Source organism: Pseudoalteromonas sp. 2CM39R, from assembly GCF_023161845.1.
On record NZ_JALNTM010000001.1, the window covers coordinates 865,242 to 884,934 of the forward strand.

A 19,693-nucleotide genomic window follows, 5' to 3' on the forward strand; every position below is an offset into this window, starting at 1 on the left:
ATATAACTTACTTATCGAGCATTGGTGCTCTCAAAAATTTTGTCAGCTGATGCTGCTACAAAACCTGTGTATAGCTCACCATCTGGTTTTGCATAACGCAGAGCAAACTCATAAAAACAACTCGGTACGGCAACAACACCATCGCTAAATTCAACTTCGCTGTCATCAGCAAGAGTCGAAGATTGCTCAAGTAAAACCTCTGGTGAACCTTTGATTTCGCCGCCAGATGTATTTAGCGCAAAACCCGCGTCTTTAAGTGCTTGGTTTACACTTTCGATATCATCGAATTTAGCTAATTCATTGATGCTCACGGTAAAGTGATTAGCACGGTAACCCCATGCTGACATCCATGCAGCGTATTCGCTTTCTGCTAGCAACTTTTTGTAGGTGTCTGAGCTTACTTGCCAGTGCGTACCTGAATATAGGAAATTATCCGCTGTTACAGCGTTTTCGTCAATCTGATCAACCATGTCGTTAACGATAGCTTGTAATTCTTCTGAGCATTGCTCAACAAGTAATTCAGAAATGAAAACTTTAGGTTGCTTAGGATCTGAATGTTCGAAGTGCTTTGCGTATAGTTTTTTCGCTTCGAAGTGGTACTCGCCGCATTCTTTGTAGCCAACAGCTAAAAAGTGCGCAGCTAGTTTTTCTAAACCGATTTTTTCATGGTTAAAAGTACGTAGTGCGATGTGATCGTTAATCACGTCATCTTTTTGTGTAGAGCCAAGTAACTCATGTACTTTTACCGCCGATGGCGTAACTGATAAATAGTTGTCCCATAGGTTTTCAAATAGGGCGTTTACATCTGTGTGCATGTTTAATTCCTTCAATTAAGGCGGCGAGGCCGCCAAACAATTATTCAATAATTAAGCCCGGCGCAAGGGTCTGTGGTAAGTTAACTTTTTCGGCTTCAACAGAAGCAACAGGGTATGCACAGTAGTCAGCAGCGTAATAGGCACTTGCTCTGTGGTTACCACTGGCACCAATACCACCAAATGGTGCAGCGCTTGATGCGCCTGTAATTGGTCGGTTCCAGTTAACGATACCGGCACGAATACGTTTTAAGAAATGCTGGTAGTCATCGCTATCATCACTTAATAAACCAGCAGATAAACCAAATGAGGTGTTATTTGCTTCATTAATCGCGCTATCGAAATCTGTGTAGCGATAAACCTTGATAAGAGGACCAAAGTGTTCTTCATCAGGCATATCTTTAACAGCCGTTACATCAATAATACCAGGGCTTACAAAACCAGTACCCGGTTCAAGATGCTTAAGTTCGACAAGAGAGGTTGCTCCCATATCAAGTAACTGCTGCTGAGCTGCAACCATACCTAAAGCTGCTTTTTCGCTGATCATTGCACCCATGAACGGTTGATCTTCGCTGAAGCTGTCGGCTACTTTGATATTTTTTGTTGCAGCAATTAATTTTTCTAAAATTGCATCGCCATTTGCCGAGTTCTCAATGAATAAACGACGAGAACAGGTACAACGTTGGCCAGAAGTAATGAAACCAGACTGAACAATATCGTGAACAGCCGCACTTACATCTGCGACATCTTTTACGATCAGTGGGTTATTACCACCCATTTCCAGCGCTAAAATCTTACCTGGGTGACCTGCAAATTGCTTATGTAATAGGTGACCTGTATTTGAGCTACCCGTAAAGAATAAGCCATCAATATCTTGGTGAGATGCCAAAGCAATACCTGTGTCTACTTCACCTTGAACAAGGTTGATGACACCGGCTGGTAAGCCTGCTTTTAGCCAAAGTTTTAAGGTGAACTCAGCAACATGAGGCGTTAGTTCTGATGGCTTAAATACAACTGTATTACCCGCTAAAATAGCTGGCACAATATGGCCATTTGGTAAGTGACCAGGGAAGTTATAAGGACCAAACACCGCAACAACACCATGTGGCTTATGACGAATAAACGCTTTAGCGCCAGGCATTGGGTTTTCTGTGGTACCTGTACGTTCGTTGTAGGCTCTGATTGAAATGGCGATTTTACCCGTCATTGCACCTACTTCAGTACGTGTTTCCCAAAGCGGTTTACCTGTTTCACGGGCGATGATCGTTGCAAACTCTTCGCTGTGCTCTTTAAGCTCTGCAGCAAAGTTTTCAAGAATAACGATACGCTCTTCAAGAGTCATATCAGCCCAGCCTAGCTGCGCACTACGAGCTGCTTTTATTGCATCAGCGACTTGTTCAGCCGTGGCTGTTTTACCTTGCCAAACAACCTCGCCATTACTTGGGTTGATTGAACTAAAATCATGACCAAGGCCAGCTTGCCATTGGTTATCGATAAGTTGAGTTGTGACACTCATTTTAAACTCCTTAAGTGGTTACAAACGGAAGAACCGTGCTGCATCCCCTTGTTTTAATTTAAGTGCATCTGCCACTTCTTGGCTGATGATTAAGGTGTGCTTGGCGTGGTTATAATGAGCATGCTTGGTAAATGTGGCTCTAAAGTCATTCACACCATGGTTGCAGATAGCTAATGTATCTGAGCTTTGCTCATTGATATGCGCAAGCTCACCAATAGTGATAGGGCACACTTGTGACTCACGAACACTGCGAATATTGCCAAGTTTTGCTTCAACAGTTGGCCCTGCATCGAATAGGTCAACATAACCACGGTGCTCAAACCCTTCTTTTTCTAGAAGTTTAAGCGCAGGCTTGGTTTTTTCATGAACCTTACCAATCACAGCTTGTGCTTTTTTACTCAGTAAGTTGGCATAGATAGGGTACTTAGGCATTAACTCGCTAATAAAGACTTTATCGCCTAAACCTACTAAGTGATCAGCTTGCGGGAACTCAATGCTAAAAAAGTGTTCTTGTAACCACTGCCAAAAAGGTGAATGACCGTCTTCATCACTTACACCGCGCATTTCTGCAATAATGGTGTCAGCAAAACGTTCGCTGTGCTGGGCCATAAATAAAAAGCGAGAACGTGATAAAAAGCGACCCGTTAAGCCTTTGCGGTTTTGCTCACGTAAGAACAAGGTACAAATTTCAGAGCAACCCGTATAATCATTACACATACTCAGAATATCAACTGTGTTATATACGTTAAGAGTAGGTGAATGGTGAACAGTTTTACCTTGGTGGTAATGATACAAAGGAACCGACATTCCTACAGCAGCTTCGATAGCCGTTGTGCCGATAACGTCACCCGTTTCACTGTCTTCTAATACAAATAAATAGGTTTCGTCTTGTGGTTTATTAATATCTTTTGCAAAACTGCGTTCAGCGCGTTCAATTTTTTCTTGTAGTAAATTGTCGTCAACCGGTAAAGAGGTAAAACCATGACCAGATTCAACAGCAATTTGTTTTAACGCAGCAAAATCATTTGCTGTTATAGGACGTAATACTTGCATTAAGTGCACTCCAATGGCGCATGCTAAAGCATGCGCCAACTAGGATTAACCGTTTACAACGTCTGCAACCGCTTTTTCAAAGCGAGCTAAACCTTCTTTGATATCCTCTAATGGAATCACTAAAGATGGCGTAAAGCGCACAACGTTTGTACCAGCAACAAGGCTCATTAAACCGTGTTTAGTGCTTGCTACTAGGAAATCCCGTGCACGGCCTTCAAATTTGCTGTTAAGAACTGCACCTAATAATAGACCTTTACCACGTACTTCACTAAATACGTCGTATTTTTCGTTGATTGCTGCAAAGCCATCGCGTAAAAGCTGTTCACGCTCTTTAACACCTGCAAGTACTTCTTCACTATTAACAGTATCAAAAGCCGCTTCTGCTACAGCACATGCAAGTGGGTTACCGCCGTAAGTAGAACCATGTGTGCCTACTTTTAAATGCTCTGCAATGCTAGCTGTTGTGATCATCGCGCCAATTGGGAAACCACCGCCTAACGCTTTTGCTGTTGTTAGGATATCTGGCGTTACATCTAAGCCTTGGTATGCGTATAAATCACCTGTACGGCCAACACCTGTTTGTACTTCATCAAAAATAAGTAAAGCATTGTGTTTATCACATAATGCGCGAACACCTTTGATAAAATCGCTCGTTGGCGAAATGATACCGCCTTCACCTTGTAGTGGTTCCATCATTACGGCACATGTGTTGTCACTGATAAGCGCTTCAAAAGCAGCTAAGTCGTTATAATCACAGTGATCAACAGCAGCAGGCTTAGGGCCGAAACCATCTGAGTAAGCAGCTTGACCACCTACAGTAACAGTGAAGAATGTACGACCGTGGAAACCTTTGTTAAACGCGATGATTTGGTTCTTTTGCTCGCCGTGTACATCTAAAGCCCAACGACGCGCTAATTTTAATGCCGCTTCGTTAGCTTCTGCACCTGAGTTTGCAAAATATACTTTATCTGCAAATGTAGCGTCAGTTAACTTTTTAGCTAAGCGAAGTGCAGGCTCGTTTGTCATTACGTTTGATAAGTGCCAAATTTTTTCGCCTTGCTCTTTTAGGGCATTGACAAGAGCTGGGTGACAATGCCCTAAACAATTAACGGCAATACCACCTGCAAAATCGATAAATTCTTTACCGTTTTGATCCCAAACACGTGAGCCTTCACCGCGAACAGGAATCACCTCTGATGGGTTGTAGTTTGGTACCATTACGTCGTTAAAAAGTTCTCTTGTTACTTGCATTTGTTGCACCTAAATCTGGCTTAGTATGAAAAAAGTTAAATTGCAAAAAGTAGGTCAGTTAAGCCGTTCCTGCCTAATTAAGCACGATGAGATTATTTTTCTTATCTATTTTTCTTATTATCTGGGTTAGGGACTTAAATTTGCAGTGCTATTTTGTGAAAAATGACTAAAATAAAAAGCAAATTAACGAAAAGAGTAGTCAAAGTGATAACTTCACAAGATGAAAAACTATTAGCTATCTTAAGAACCAACGCGCGTGCGAGTATTTCTGACCTAGCGAGAGCGCTTAATTTATCGCGCTCAACAGTTCAAAGCAGAATGTTGAAATTAGAAGAAACAGGGGTGATCAAAGGCTATAGCGTAGACTATGGTGATGCCTATTTGAGCCAAATGGTATCGGCGCATGTGTCGATTAAAGTGAAACAAAAACTGACTACCAAAACGAATCTTGAACTAAAGCAGATTGATGCTATTTCACAGCTCTACGCAATTAGCGGTGAATTTGATTTGATTGCCGTTGTGCAAGCGCAAAACCTTGAAAAGTTAAGCCACCTATTAGATGACATTGGTAACTTAGATGGTGTTGAGCGAACAACGTCGTCAGTGATTTTAGAGACGAAGTTTAAGCGTTAACCCTTTATCGGGTAAAACTGACTCTATTGTCTATAATGACTTTAGTTTGTTAGTTATTTAGGCTTATGTAGATGCTTGCTTCATTATTGCTTTCACTCACTGTGGCTCAGCCTTTTCAGTTAGGTACTAATCTGCCAATTAACGCACCACACAACGCAATTACGCATGTTGAATGTATTTTCAAGCAAATCAATGTGCCATTTCACTTGCAGAAGTTACCTTGGTTAAGGGCCAAAAGGGAAGTGCAGCTAAATCGGCTCGATGGTTACTTTACCGCAAACCTGTTATCGCAAATGCAAGAGTATGGTGAGCTTTCTGCCCCGATGTTTTTAGAAAACTGGTACTGGTTTACCCATGCAGATTCAGCTTCAATAGCTGAACACGAACTTCGTTATGGCGTCGTAAGAGGGAGTCATCAGGCTGATTGGTATCAATTAACAAATCGGAAAATTGAAGTCGAAGTTAACACCACGCAAGAGCTTATAAAAGTATTTAAAAAGCAGCGGGTAGATAGAATACTGCTTGATTTAGAAGAGTTTGAATTCAATGCGGTGCAGTTACAAATAAAGCCAGATGAATACACGCAAACATTCTATCGTTATGTACCTTTGGGATTATTTGCTGCAAATAAAACACTTGAGGAGTTTCCTGACTTTTTAAATGCCTTTAACAGCCACATAAGTAGCTGCTCACAAAGTCCTTTTGTGTTGTCAAAAATTGAAAAACTTACCTTAGTGCAAGAGCTTTTAGAAAAAATACAGCAATTAGCTAATTCAGAACAAGTGCAACAAGCAGTTATTAAAAGTAATCAGCAACCACTCGCACAGCAAGACCTCGAACAGCTTGATCATCAATGGGCAAAACAAGTTCGTGACAATACACCTATACTTGCAGAGCGCTACTTAAAACTTGAAGGTTCACAATTCTTACAAGTATGGCAAAAGCAGATGCTAGGTGTTATTACAGAAATAATTGTCAGCGATAAACAAGGTAAAAATGTCATTATTAGTGAAGTCACAACTGACTATTGGCAGGGTGATGAAGCCAAATTTTTAAATATGTATCAGCAAGATGATGATTACTACATTGATACTGTGGAATTTGATGAATCTACCAAACACTTTCAGGTACAGTTTAGTGTGCCCATATTTGATAAGGAAAATCAGCACATGGGAGTGCTGATATTAGGTGTAGATATCGAAAAAGCGCTCTCTAAATAACGCACTTAGTCATTGATTGGTTTTGGGCGCTTTGCGAATGACTTTCTTTTCGACTTCATCGAGCTTTATCACATAGGCATTACCGCCAATGCCTTTAAACTCTTCGTCTGTAAAAACAATTGTGTTGTCATCGTAAAAAGTGATTGCTTCTTTTTGCGTAACAATGCCTAAGTCAATGCGCGATACATCCCCTGAAAAAAACTTATCGCCTTGATAATTTTCAAATAACCAAATGCTAGTTGAATCAAGTAGAACTAACTTGGTTCTATCAGGGCTCAGAGCCGCAGAAGTGATCCAACAAAGTTTTTCCATTGTGGTGCAAGTTTGAAACGAATCTATTAATTGTGCATCAAAGTTAGCCGCATGATCGCCAACTTTATACACTTTTGTAATACCATCAAATGGCTCAGTGCGATTCTTAGTAAATAAGTAGAGGTGTCGGCCAAGGGCTACAAAGGCTTCTAAATCAAAATTACGTTGATCGGGCTCAATAGGGCTGCCATCCATTTCAGGGTAAGTAAACTTGATTATCTCTGCTTCTGTAGTGTTACTTTTAATATCGATTGGGTTTTCTATTTTATAAATGGTTAACCATTTTCTGTCGTTTTTGTTATTGCCAAAGTCCCCTAAAAAGAAGTGACCAAATTTGTTTTGTGTCATATCTTCCCAGTCAATGTTTTTAGCATTGGTTACCAAAATTTCTTTTGCTATAGAGCCATCTTCATTAAGACGGTATAGTTTTGGCTGGTCACCGCTGTCATTAATGGCCCAAAGTCGATTGAACTTATCAAATTCAATACCAGAGATTTCTCTCAGTTTTGGGTCCACAGTTAAACGTTTTTTGCTGTAAAGGGTATAAATAGAAGAGCCAACCAGTATTCCAATAATGGTGACTGACAAGATAAAAACTGTAAGTAAGCTTTTTTTTAACATTAACAAGGGAGTGGCTTTGAATAATGTGTTTAGTATAACTTACTAAAGCGGCTGCTGTATATTCCAAACCCCTGTTCCAGTAACAGACATAAAGTTAATGTTATCTTGCAATACTTTATGGCCAACATTGACAGACGACTCAGGGTGGCTCACTAGGTAGCCTTGAACACTGTTTATACCCATCGATTTAACTAATTCAAATTGAGCGAGTTCTTCAACTCCTTCGGCGACAACTTTAAGGCCGAGTTTTCGGCCAAGCTCGCTGACAGAGTGCATGATTTCATTATATTTATGGTTATCGTTAGCTTGCGCAACAAACAGTTTATCGAGTTTGATCACATCGATAGGTAAATCTGCAAGGGTACTTAACGAGCTAAAACCAGTACCAAAATCATCAATCGCAATGGTGATCCCTTCGCTTCTGAGTTTTTCTAACGATTGAATAATCTTGTTGCTTGCTTTGATTAAGGTTGATTCGGTTATTTCTAGCATCAGCGCTTTTGCAGGCAGCCCTGTTTTGGCAAGTTTCTCCATGACCCACTCATAAATATCGTAGTGCTTTAATTGCACGCCAGATATATTCACAGAAATAGACACTTTCTTCATCCCCGCATTATACCAAGCAGACATTTGCCTACATGATTCCAGCATGATCCAATCACCAAGTTCTAGTATCAGATTAGACTCTTCAGCAATGGGGATAAACTCGTCAGGCGTGATTGAGCCTTCAACAGGGTGATCCCAGCGAACTAATGCTTCAAAGTAGTCAATGGCACAATCATCTACATGTACAATAGGTTGAAAAGACAAATGAAAACTGCTGCTAGCAATAGCAAGACGCATTTCTTCTAGCAAGTAATGATAGCGTCTAATCTTTTTACCCATTTCAGGAGAATAGACTTTAAAAATTCCACGACCATCTGTTTTGGCTCGATACATGGCAACATCAGCCATTTGCAGTAATGCTTGTGGGGTGGATGCACTATCTGGGTAAACCGCAATACCTATACTAGCGCTAATTTTGATTAGCTTGTTACCTAAAACAAAATCACGTTCGATTTCGTGCAGTACATTTTGTGCAACCTCTAGTGCTTTGTCTTTATCATCTTTTAAGTTAATGAAAATAGAGAACTCATCACCACCAAGGCGTGCTAAGTTTTGTTCTAGTTGACTAATTGGGGAAATATTACTTATTTTATGGTGGCGTAAAACACTGCTCAAGCGTGTTGCTACTTGAATTAACACATCGTCACCAAAACTGTGACCAAAAGAGTCATTCACCTGTTTGAACCCATCTAAATCTATAAATAGTAAAGCACAGCTGAATTTATCCATCTCAGCAAGTCTCAATTGCTTGGCAAGGTGTTCTATATAGGCATGTCGGTCAATAAGGTGGGTTAACTTATCTTGATAAATACTGACTTCAGATTCACGTGTGTAATTAGTTATATGGGTTGTAAGTGTTTGAAAATTTACTTGTAACTGTTCAAGTTGTGTATGCTTGTTTAGACCTGATTCACTGGCTAAGTTTAGACTATTGAGTAATTCAATTGCTTTAGTATTGAGCATCTTGAGAGCGTATTTCTCATGATTATTTTGAAATCTTAAGTTAACTAACCAACTGATGGCTAATGCTAACAAGATTAAAATGATAATGTTTACCGGTGAGAATAATGTAGTGAGTATAAGATCCGAAGTCATCGCGGTTACGACTGACTTATTTGTTGTATTAATAACAATATAAGAAATATTATTATCGTAAACTAAATGCTGGCCACTTAACACGAGGTTATACCAAGGAGCTGTTACCACTGTAACATCTGTACCTTGGAAAGTATGTAGTTCTAAGCCTTTTGGCGCGTACATCAAATCATTGACCTGTTTAGTCAAGAAGATATTTAAGCCATATATAAAAGCTATTAAAGTTATAATACTTATTGATAAAGTTCGAAGAGCATTGGCCATACATTACTACCATTGTGGTGTCTTTGTTTTACAATAAAACCTCACCAGTTAATACATCGAGTATATTGTTTGTATCTAGATTAGACAAAACCTTTCTCATACTTTGGGGCATGGATGAGTATAGAATGTGAAAATTCATAGTCATTAGTGCTAATGCTCTAAAGTGTTTTTCCTATGCTAATTAATTGAAGTCTTACTTTTATACTGCATTATTGCTATTCATCGAGCAAACTTTAGCACTGTTTCCGAGAAAAATGCTTAGATACTTTCATACTAATAGTGTTTATGGTTATTGTTTAGCTAAACAATAAGTCACTACTTTGTATTTATTTTATTATCTCTGATGGCTATGTGTGGAATTTATTATTTTTTTCGCTAATTGTTAATTTTTAAATGTTATATACCAACTTTTGCTGTGGCCTGCTAGTTTTATCCGAATCAGGTTTTAAGCTAGCTATTCTTGTGGTCAGAAAAAGTGGTTATAACATTACTGAAAAGCAGCACTGTTAATGCTTTCAGGGATTGGTAGTTCGTTCGAATTTACGCTTTTCTACTTATTGTGTTTGTATATGCACTGAGATAATTTTTAAAAACGTTAATTGGGTAGTGCGGGATTAGCGTCTGGTTTATAAAATTAAATTTGCGTTGCGTTTTATAAGTTTTCCTGTGATAAAAAATTAATAATCAGTCAAAAAATAAAGATTTTATTACCATCTTGTTTGTTAATTTATTTAACGAGGCTGTACGATGTAAATCTGTTTTGTCTTGTTTTTATAAATTGTTGGTAGTGTATTTTTGACGAAAGAAGTAGTGTTTATTTTAGTATGATTGCTCTAACTTTCCACTTCAATTTTATTCACTTTACCCAATCTAAATTGTTATCTACTTTTTTATAAGTTGCGAATGAGGTTGATAAAAAAGGTACTGAAAATAAAGTATATTTTATTATCAACTTGGTTCAGTTATTGCTCGTAATAATACAGCAATATGATTGTTGTAGTTTTTGTGTGTTTTATGCACTATGGTGGTGCGAAAAATATACAGATGCACTGTCATAATGCGTAAATATAGGTTTGGTTTACTAGATACAAACTTGATGTTTTAGTAAGCAAGTTAATAAACCTGAAACGCACAGCTTCCGCTGAATGAGTCGTTGAATGCGGTACTGTGGCAAGGATTAATTTACCAATTGGTTGAATTGGAGCCCACTATGCTAAGTAAACGTTTTTTTAAAACTAAAGACGAAACAGAAGTTACCTTTGAATTTCAACACCCTGATGCTGATGATGTGCAATTAGTTGCAGAGTTCACAGATTGGCAGCCAGTGCCAATGAAGTTTAATAAAAAAGAACAAGTATTCAAATGCAAGCAGCGCTTACCGCTTGATCAAGAATTTCACTTCCGTTACTTAATCAATGGCGAAACATGGGACAACGATCACCAAGCAGATGGTTATATTCCTAACGGTTTTGGTACTGATAACAGCATTGTTAATACCCAACGCGCTTAGGTGTTTTGATGCAGTCACTTTCGCAGTTATATTACCTGCATGGCATAGGCTATGAATATACTAAATACACTGGTGAGCATGTTATTTTCGATGAAAGTACACGCATGCAGGCACTTAGTTGTTGTGGTGTAGATACTCAGGATACTGATGCAATTAACCAACTTAATTTTGCATTAGATGCAGGTACATGGCTGAATTTGTTGCCTCATACAAGCATTATTGAGGCACACCACCCAATTTTGAAAGTACGCGTTGATGAGCGTTTATTATCACGCTCATGTACTTTAAGCGTGCCTTCGCTTGATATTCATTTTACTTGTGAAAACTTACAAGGTTTAGCTGTTCTTGGTGACTATGGTCTAAACGGTATTCGTTATCTTGAGCTTGCATTGCCAGTTCCTGAAATGCCAATTGGTTATCATGATGCCCTCATTACTGTGGCTGATCAGCAATCTCACAGTCAGCTATGGATCACACCTAAAGAAAGCTTCTCTATTGATGACAAAAAGCGTTTGGGCTTATCCATTCAGCTTTATAGCTTATGCAATGAAGAGGGGTTAGGAATTGGTGACTTCGCTGACTTAACAAAGCTTATTAAAGCAGCCGCGACAAAAAACATGGATTATGTGTTGCTTAATCCGCTGCATTTACTGTTTGAACACAGCCCAGAGAGGGCGAGTCCCTATAGTCCAAATAGCCGAGCGTTATTGAACCCGCTGTATATTGCAGTGTCATTATGCGAAGACGCCAAAAATAATAATGCACTTATTAAATTGTTAGCGGATAAACCGCAAACCGATGCGACTTACATTGATTATACATCAGTTAGTGACTTTAAATATCAAGTGTTTAGCTGTTTATATCAACACTTTTGTGAGTTTGGCTCAGCAGAGCGAAAACAGCAGTTCACTCGTTTTTGTGAAACCCATAAACACAGCCTGTCGACCATGTTGGTTGGAGACCGTGATTATGCTAGCTATTTACAATGGCAAGCTCACCTTCAATTAAATATCTGCCAGCAAGCTGCCCGTGACAATGGTATGGCTATTGGCCTTATTAATGACTTAGCCGTTGGCTGTGCAGGTGATGGCAGTGAGTTCAAGAGCCAAAATGAATTATTTGCCGAAAATGCACATGTTGGAGCTCCGCCAGACCCTTGGGCTGAACATGGTCAGAATTGGGGCTTACCGGCACTTAATCCACAAAAGTTAAGTAAAGACAATTTTGCTTTTTATCGCTCACTTATCCGCGCCAATATGGAAGATGTTGGTGGCCTTAGAATTGACCACGTTATGGCGATACGCCGACTTTGGTGGTGTTTTGAAAATAACTCCCAGCAAGATGGTTGTTATGTCTATTATCCCTTTGAACAATTATTAGCAATTCTAAAGATTGAATCTCACCTCAATCAATGTGTGGTGATTGGCGAAGATTTAGGTGTTGTACCTAATGAAGTGCGTGAAGCACTAAAAGCAAGTGCAATCTATTCAAACGGGTTGTTCTACTTTGAAAAAGATCACCAAGGTGAGTTTTTAGCGGCTGAGCATTTTGCTCCTCATAGTCTTTTAATGATAGCCAACCATGACGTACCACCATTCAAAGGCTGGTGGATTGGCCATGATATTACGATTAAACAACAATATGGTTTGCTTGATGATGAGCAAACTCGGGCTCAATTCGATGCGAGAAACATTGAAAAGCATCGTATGCTTAATTTTATAGCACGAGAGTCAAATCAGCATTTATCGTTAGAAACAGATGCCTTTACGGTTTATGAAGCGTTGGCATCCTCATTAGCGGCAGCACCAGCAAAGCTATTTACTATTCAAATAGATGACTTAGATCAGCAAATACTGCCTGTAAATATCCCCGGTACTGATAAAGAGTACCCAAATTGGCGGCGTTTATTGTCGCGTCCAGCGGCGCAGATTATCGAAGCGCAACAGTCATTCTTAGCCAATTTAATTTCGATAAGGAATCAATAATGCGAAGTCGTGTTCGTCAAGAGCAAAGTGCACAACCTGTTATTTATCAAAAACAAATCGATGCATTAGCCAGTGGTTGTTTTAGAGATCCTTTCAGCTTTCTTGGGGCGCATAAAAGTGGCCCTACAAGCTATGAAATTCGTTGCTTTTTGCCTGGCGCAAGCAGTGTTTCGATTCTGCTTGGCACAGAAAAAGTCGTTGCGCAGCAACAAGGTGATAGTCATTTATTTATCGCAAATATCAAATCAAAAACTAAGCCTGACTACCAGCTAGATGTTAGTTATAGCAATGAGTTTGCTCATCAACAATATGATGAGTACAGCTTTGAAAGCAGCTTAGATGAACAGGCAATGTATCTGTTTAATGAAGGCAGTTTAGAGCATGCGTATCAACATTTTGGTGCACATTTTGTGACTCAACAAGGCGTTGATGGTGTTCGTTTTACAGTGTGGGCACCAAATGCTAGCAGTGTATCGGTTATTGGTGAATTTAACTATTGGCAGCGTAATCGCCATTTTATGCGTTTTCATCCTGCCAGTGGGGTATGGGAGTTATTTATTCCTGGGCTTAAAGAGCATCAATGCTATAAATTTGCTATCACCACTCTAACAGGAGAAGTGCTTGATAAAGCCGATCCATTTGCGTTTAAGATGCAACAAGCACCGGGTACGGCGTCAGTACTACAAAAGCTAAAAACAGGTATTCAGCTTTCTGAAAAGGCGTTAGCAAATCGTGCAAAACGAAACAGTATTGATGCGCCTGTTAGTATTTATGAAGTGCATGCGGGTTCTTGGCAAAGACGAGATGATGGCGAGCGCTACCTCACATGGCGTGAACTTGCTGATAATCTTATTCCTTACACAAAAGAGCTCGGTTTTACGCATCTACAATTAATGCCAATCAGCGAGTACCCATTTGATGGTTCTTGGGGTTATCAACCTGTTGGATTGTTTGCCCCGACCAGTCGCTATGGCAGCTTTGAAGATTTTGTTTACTTCGTCGTGCAATGTCACGAAGCCGATATTGGCCTTATTCTTGACTGGGTACCAGGTCATTTCCCAAGTGATCCTCATGGTTTACATCGTTTTGATGGCACCCATCTATACGAACATGCTGATATTAGGCAAGGTTTTCACCCTGATTGGAATACCTATATCTACAATTATGATCGCGCAGAGGTTCGTAGCTTCCTAATTGCGAATGCAATGTATTGGCTGCATGAATTTGGCATTGATGGTTTACGCGTTGATGCGGTTGCCTCAATGCTTTATCTAGACTATAGCCGTGAAGAAGGGCAGTGGGTTGCCAATCAATACGGTGGCAGAGAAAACTTAGGCGCCATTGAGTGCTTAAAACAAGTCAATATGCGCTGCTATGCAAAAAATCCGGGCATTATGATGGTGGCTGAAGAGTCAACAGCATGGCCGGGTGTTACGCGCCAAGTTGACCATGATGGTTTAGGTTTTGGTTATAAGTGGAACATGGGCTGGATGAACGACAGTTTGCATTATATGCAGCGCGATTCCATTTACCGTTCGCATCACCACCATGAAATGACGTTTTCGATGGTTTACGCCTACAGTGAGAATTACATTCTACCGCTTAGCCACGATGAAGTGGTGCATGGTAAAGGCTCATTAATTGAAAAAATGCCAGGGGACGACTGGCAAAAGTTTGCAAATTTACGTGCATACTATGCCTTTATGTGGGCGCATCCAGGTAAAAAATTATTGTTTATGGGTGCAGAAATCGCCCAGCGAAAAGAGTGGAATCACGACCAATCGCTTGATTGGCATTTACTTGAACATATTAGCCACAGAGGCATGCAGCAAACGATTAAAGATTTAAATGCTGTATACACTAGCACGCCAGCTTTATACGAGCAGGATACAAGCCCTGCGGGTTTTGCGTGGCTTGATAGCAATAATGCTGAGCAAAGTATGTTTAGCTTTATTCGCTATGCAAAAAAAGCTGAAGATTTTGTGGTGGTGATCTGTAATTTAACGCCGCAGGTGTATCACGACTACGTGATTGGTGTGCCAAAAGCTGGTACCTATCAAGTTATTTTGAATACCGACAAAGAGGATTATTTTGGTTCCGGCGTTGAAGCAACTAATCATGCAGAGCAAATAATTGTAAGCCAAGCGAAAGAAAGTCATGGCTTTAATCAAAGTATTAGTGTTTCTTTGCCTGGCCTTGCGACAATTTACCTTAAGAAGGTGAGCGATGAGTCATAGTGTCGAACTAGAAGTCGGTGTGAGCTCGCCTTTAGGGGCGTCTGTTGTTGGTGAGGGCGTAAACTTTGCAGTGTACGCACCACAAGCACAACATATGTCTCTGTGCTTATTTGATAGCAGCGGTCATTCAGAAATTCTTACCCTTGCGATGCATATGAACGAAGGTGGTATCTGGACACTAAAAGTGAGCCCTTTGAAAAGTGGCGCCTTGTATGGCTTTCGCGCTGATGGTGAGTACGCTCCCGAAAAAGGACTATTTTTTAATAATCACAAATTGCTGTTAGACCCGTATGCCCGAGATTTATATGGTGAGTTTACCTGGAGTGAACGTCACTATGGGCAAATGCCTGTTGGAAAGTTAAGTCAGGTTAATAATGCCATTGATATGCCGAAATCACGAGTCCGTGAACTGGCACCTTACACAGGTAAAAAACCCAATCATTGCTGGGGAAAAACGGTTATTTATGAGTGTCATGTGGTTGGTGCAACCTGCCGCCACCCTGAGATCCCAAAACCGTTACAAGGTAAATTTTTAGGTTTAAGCCACCCTAGTTTTATAGAACATTTACGTACTATTGGTGTGACTTGCTTAGAGTTATTACCCGTTCATGCTTTTATCAGTGAGCAGTTTTTAACAGCCAAAGGCTTACAAAACTACTGGGGCTACAACACCCTTAATTTCTTTACACCGCATAAAGAGTATCTGGTTAATGATGATATTAGCGAGTTTCAAGAAATGGTGGCGGCGCTTCACAAAGCAGATATCGAAGTAATACTCGATGTGGTTTATAACCACACTGCAGAGGCGGGCACAGATGGACCTATCTTGTCGCTACGTGGCTTAGACAATCTAGGTTACTACCGCACCGTTGCTGATAAACCCCAGCATTATATTAATGATACCGGCTGTGGTAACACCGTAAATATTGATTCGCCTCGCTCTTTACAGTTGGTACTTGATAGCTTGCGTTATTGGGTTGAAGTGATGGGGGTCGATGGCTTTCGTTTTGACTTAGCAACCATTTTAGCGCGTAACCCGAATGGTTTTAATCAGGCGCATGCGTTTTTCCAAGCGATTAATCAAGACCCAGTACTAAGCCAAGTTAAACTGATTGCAGAGCCGTGGGATATTGGCCCAGGTGGATACCAATTAGGGGCTTTTCCTGCGCCTTGGCGTGAATGGAATGATAAGTATCGCGATACGATAAGACGCTTTTGGAAACAAGAGCAGGGCGTAATTGGCGAGCTTGCAAAACGTTTACATGGTTCGTTTGACTTGTTTGAGCATAACCTACGTGGGCCACTTAACAGTATTAACTTTATCACCAGCCATGATGGCTTCACGCTTGCTGATTTAGTCAGCTACGAGCATAAACACAACGAAGCCAATGGTGAGCAAAATCGTGATGGCCACAGTGGCAATCACTCATTCAATTGTGGTGTCGAAGGGTTTACCAACGATCCACAAGTGAGCAAATTACGCTTACAGCAACAAAAAAATATGCTGTTAACTTTGTTACTTTCTAAAGGCGTGCCTATGCTTTCATTAGGAAGCGAAATGGCACACTCACAAGGCGGTAACAACAACGCCTATTGTCAAAACAATCGTACAAGCTGGCTTGCATGGAAAGACTCTCAATTCAGTCATCCCCTAACTCGATTTATTGACGATGTACTGCGCATTCGTAAGCAGTTCAGCATTTTTAAACACCGCTTTTTTGTTCACGATAATGACCCACGTTATGAAGTCGCGTGGTTCACCGAATCAGGCTCCAATATGCAACAAGACGATTGGCATCAAGGTGATCGCCAAGTTTTGATATACAGCCTGACCGACAAGCATACAAATCAAGCTTTATTGATCATATTAAATGCAGGATCAGAGCCGGTAACTTGCCAACTTCCTAGTTTAGATAAAGGAAAGTGGCAGTTAGCACTGACCAGCATTCATCCTATGTCAGCACAATTTGTTGATAAGGAACACCAGATTGCTGCAATGAGCAGCTGGGTTTTTACCGCCAATTCAGAGGATCTAAATCATGGCTAAAAATGCCGATCAAGTATGTATTGTAAAGGGCTGGCAGGATGCGCCTACAGTTGATGAAAGTACACTAGATGATGACTTATCACGCCATTTTTATTACACCCTTGGGCGTGACAAAGTAGGTAAATCACAGCTGTATTTATACCATGCATTAGCATTAACTATTCGTGACCGATTAGTTGCTCGTTGCCGTGTGACCAAACAGCAAATCCATGAACAAAAACGCCGTAAAACAGCTTACTTATCACTCGAGTTTTTAATGGGGCGTGCTCTTGGTAATGCGATTTTGAACTTAGACTTAGATGAGCAAGTCGCTAAAGCGTTACAAGAATACTGCACAGAGCTTGAGCAAGTTGCTGAGGCTGAGCATGATGCAGGCCTTGGTAATGGTGGCTTAGGACGCTTAGCTGCATGTTTCTTAGATAGCTGTGCAAGCCTTGCATTGCCAGTGGTAGGCTATGGTATTCGTTATGAATACGGCATGTTTAATCAAGCTATTGAAAATGGTAATCAGATTGAACAACCAGATAACTGGTTACGTGAAGGACACCCGTGGGAACTAAGTGCACCTGAGCAATCAAAGCGCGTAAAATTCTTTGGTCATGTTGAAAGTTATACTGATAAATATGGTCGTGAGCACCGTCAATGGCTAGATTCTCATGATGTTTTAGCTGTGCCTTATGATGTGCCAATTCCGGGTTACAAGAATGATATTGTAAATACCTTACGTTTATGGAAATCAGAAGCCACAGACGAATTTGATTTGAGCGAGTTCAATGCGGGTAGTTACTCAGAAGCAGTAGCGCGTAAAAACTTAGCTGAACAAATTACCATGGTTCTTTATCCGAATGACAGCAGTGAGAACGGTAAAGAACTGCGTTTACGTCAGCAGTACTTCTTATCATCAGCGAGCTTACAAGACATTATTGACACTTGGGTTAGCAATCATGGCGAAGACTTCTCTGATTTTGCTGATTACCAAGTTTTTCAATTAAACGATACACATCCAAGTATTGCTGTCGCTGAGCTTATGCGTATTTTGGTTGATGAGTATGAGCTAGATTGGCAAGAAGCTTGGTCTATCACGACTAAGACCATGGCCTATACAAACCACACTTTACTTCCTGAAGCATTAGAGAAGTGGTCAGTATCTTTATTTGCTCGATTATTACCGCGTATTTTAGAAATTATCTACGAAATCAATGCACGTTTCCTCGCTGAAGTGGCGTTAGCATGGCCAGGTGATGTTGAAAAACAACGTGCGCTGTCGCTTATCGAAGAAGGCCCTGAGCCACAAATTCGCATGGCATATTTAGCGATTGTTGGTAGCTATTCGGTGAATGGTGTGGCTGCACTTCACACTGAGCTACTTAAAGCTGGTCTATTCAATGAGTTTTATCAGCTATGGCCAGAGAAGTTTAACAACAAAACCAATGGTGTAACACCTCGTCGTTGGTTAGCACATTGTAATCCTGAGCTGGCTAAACTGCTTAATCAATATATTGGTGATGAGTGGGTTGCAGACTTTAGTAAAGTTAGTCAGGTACGTCGTTTATATGACGACCCTAAATTCCATAAACAATGGCAAGCTGTAAAACACAGCAATAAGCAACGCCTTGTTGAGTTAGTGAAAAACCGCTGTGGCGTAGAGTTTGATGCCGAAATGATGTTTGACGTGCAAGTGAAACGTATTCACGAATATAAGCGTCAGCTCTTAAACGTATTGCACGTTATTCACCTTTACGACCGTATTCGCCAAGGCGATACAGCAAACATTGTTCCTCGTTGTGTGCTATTGGGCGGCAAAGCTGCACCAGGTTACTACATGGCGAAGAAAATTATTAAATTAATTAATAACGTAGCAGAAGTGATCAACAAAGATCCGCTTGCTAAGCCGTATTTAAGAGTTGCTTTTTTACCTAATTACAACGTGACAGCAATGGAAACTATTTGCCCAGCGACGGATTTATCTGAACAAATTTCTACAGCAGGTAAAGAAGCATCAGGCACAGGTAACATGAAGTTCATGATGAACGGCGCATTGACTATAGGTACGTTAGATGGCGCTAACATCGAAATTCGTGATGCTGTGGGTGCTGACAACTTCTTCTTATTTGGTGCACGTGCAGAGCAAATTGATGATATCAAAGCGCACTATAATCCTGAGCAGATTATTCACCAAACTGACAGCCTCTATAAAGTAATGCAATTACTCGAGAGCGGTCACTTCAATTTGTTTGAGCCTAATTTATTTGACGACATTATTGCGGCGATTAAGAGCCCGCACGATCCATGGTTAGTCGCTCATGATTTTGCCAGCTTCGTCGAAGCGCAAGAGCAAGTTGAACAAGCCTACTTAGACACAGCTCACTGGACCAAAATGAGTATTTTGAATACTGCAGCCAGTGGCATGTTTTCGAGCGATAGAACCATTAGTCAATACAGTGAAGATATCTGGCATTTGGAGCCATTACTGGACACTAGTGCACAGCAAAACACACAGAAGAAAAGCAGCTAGCTTAAGACGGAGAGAG

At 40.5% G+C, this 19,693-nt stretch carries 13 protein-coding genes; 7 read left to right on the forward strand and 6 right to left on the reverse strand.

Annotated features, from left to right (window positions below; translation table 11 throughout):
• Nucleotides 1–11: 11 nt before the first annotated feature.
• The 4 genes from MTF66_RS03840 to MTF66_RS03855 are packed head-to-tail and all read right to left on the reverse strand — an operon-like array spanning nt 12 to nt 4,632.
• On the reverse strand, nt 12–815 hold the full coding sequence (locus MTF66_RS03840) for a DUF1338 domain-containing protein (protein ID WP_058584121.1): 804 nt from the start codon (nt 813–815) through the stop codon (nt 12–14).
• Nucleotides 816–855: 40 nt separating this feature from the next.
• On the reverse strand, nt 856–2,328 hold the full coding sequence (gene astD, locus MTF66_RS03845; RefSeq protein ID WP_248526451.1) for a succinylglutamate-semialdehyde dehydrogenase: 1,473 nt from the start codon (nt 2,326–2,328) through the stop codon (nt 856–858).
• Between the two features lie 18 nt (nt 2,329–2,346).
• Nucleotides 2,347–3,381 (reverse strand): arginine N-succinyltransferase, encoded by a 1,035-nt coding sequence (gene astA, locus MTF66_RS03850; RefSeq protein ID WP_054562391.1) that lies wholly within the window; start codon nt 3,379–3,381, stop codon nt 2,347–2,349.
• 45 nt (nt 3,382–3,426) lie between these two features.
• The gene (locus tag MTF66_RS03855; protein ID WP_054562390.1) at nt 3,427–4,632 is read right to left on the reverse strand and encodes an aspartate aminotransferase family protein; all 1,206 of its coding nucleotides are present in this window, start codon (nt 4,630–4,632) and stop codon (nt 3,427–3,429) included.
• Nucleotides 4,633–4,836: 204 nt separating this feature from the next.
• Here MTF66_RS03855 and MTF66_RS03860 point away from each other — a divergent pair, with 204 nt between their 5' ends.
• Both MTF66_RS03860 and MTF66_RS03865 read left to right on the forward strand, forming a co-directional pair.
• Nucleotides 4,837–5,265, forward strand: a complete 429-nt coding sequence (locus MTF66_RS03860; protein WP_054554593.1) for an Lrp/AsnC family transcriptional regulator — start codon at nt 4,837–4,839, stop codon at nt 5,263–5,265.
• 71 nt (nt 5,266–5,336) lie between these two features.
• On the forward strand, nt 5,337–6,485 hold the full coding sequence (locus MTF66_RS03865; RefSeq protein WP_248526452.1) for a cellulose-binding family II protein: 1,149 nt from the start codon (nt 5,337–5,339) through the stop codon (nt 6,483–6,485).
• 9 nt (nt 6,486–6,494) lie between these two features.
• On the opposite strand, the gene MTF66_RS03870 is transcribed toward MTF66_RS03865, so the two are convergent.
• Together MTF66_RS03870 and MTF66_RS03875 are read right to left on the reverse strand one after the other, a co-directional pair.
• On the reverse strand, nt 6,495–7,418 hold the full coding sequence (locus MTF66_RS03870) for a hypothetical protein (RefSeq protein WP_248526453.1): 924 nt from the start codon (nt 7,416–7,418) through the stop codon (nt 6,495–6,497).
• Between the two features lie 42 nt (nt 7,419–7,460).
• Complete coding sequence (locus MTF66_RS03875; RefSeq protein WP_248526454.1) at nt 7,461–9,383, reverse strand: bifunctional diguanylate cyclase/phosphodiesterase; 1,923 nt, start codon at nt 9,381–9,383, stop codon at nt 7,461–7,463.
• A 1,210-nt stretch (nt 9,384–10,593) separates the two neighbouring features.
• Here MTF66_RS03875 and MTF66_RS03880 point away from each other — a divergent pair.
• The 5 genes from MTF66_RS03880 to MTF66_RS03900 are packed head-to-tail and all read left to right on the forward strand — an operon-like array spanning nt 10,594 to nt 19,677.
• The gene (locus MTF66_RS03880) at nt 10,594–10,893 is read left to right on the forward strand and encodes an isoamylase early set domain-containing protein (protein ID WP_054562386.1); all 300 of its coding nucleotides are present in this window, start codon (nt 10,594–10,596) and stop codon (nt 10,891–10,893) included.
• Nucleotides 10,894–10,901: 8 nt separating this feature from the next.
• Complete coding sequence (malQ, locus tag MTF66_RS03885) at nt 10,902–12,878, forward strand: 4-alpha-glucanotransferase (RefSeq protein ID WP_248526455.1); 1,977 nt, start codon at nt 10,902–10,904, stop codon at nt 12,876–12,878.
• Nucleotides 12,878–15,115 carry a 1,4-alpha-glucan branching protein GlgB gene (gene glgB, locus MTF66_RS03890; RefSeq protein ID WP_248526456.1) on the forward strand — a complete coding sequence of 746 codons (2,238 nt, stop codon included), beginning with the start codon at nt 12,878–12,880 and terminating at the stop codon, nt 15,113–15,115. The genes malQ and glgB overlap by 1 nt, the downstream gene beginning before the upstream one ends.
• Nucleotides 15,105–17,162, forward strand: coding sequence for a glycogen debranching protein GlgX (gene glgX, locus MTF66_RS03895; protein WP_058584128.1), 2,058 nt, complete (start codon nt 15,105–15,107; stop codon nt 17,160–17,162). Before glgB ends, glgX begins: the two co-directional genes overlap by 11 nt.
• Nucleotides 17,155–19,677, forward strand: a complete 2,523-nt coding sequence (locus MTF66_RS03900) for a glycogen/starch/alpha-glucan phosphorylase (protein ID WP_248526457.1) — start codon at nt 17,155–17,157, stop codon at nt 19,675–19,677. The genes glgX and MTF66_RS03900 overlap by 8 nt, the downstream gene beginning before the upstream one ends.
• The last annotated feature ends 16 nt before the right edge of the window (nt 19,678–19,693 follow it).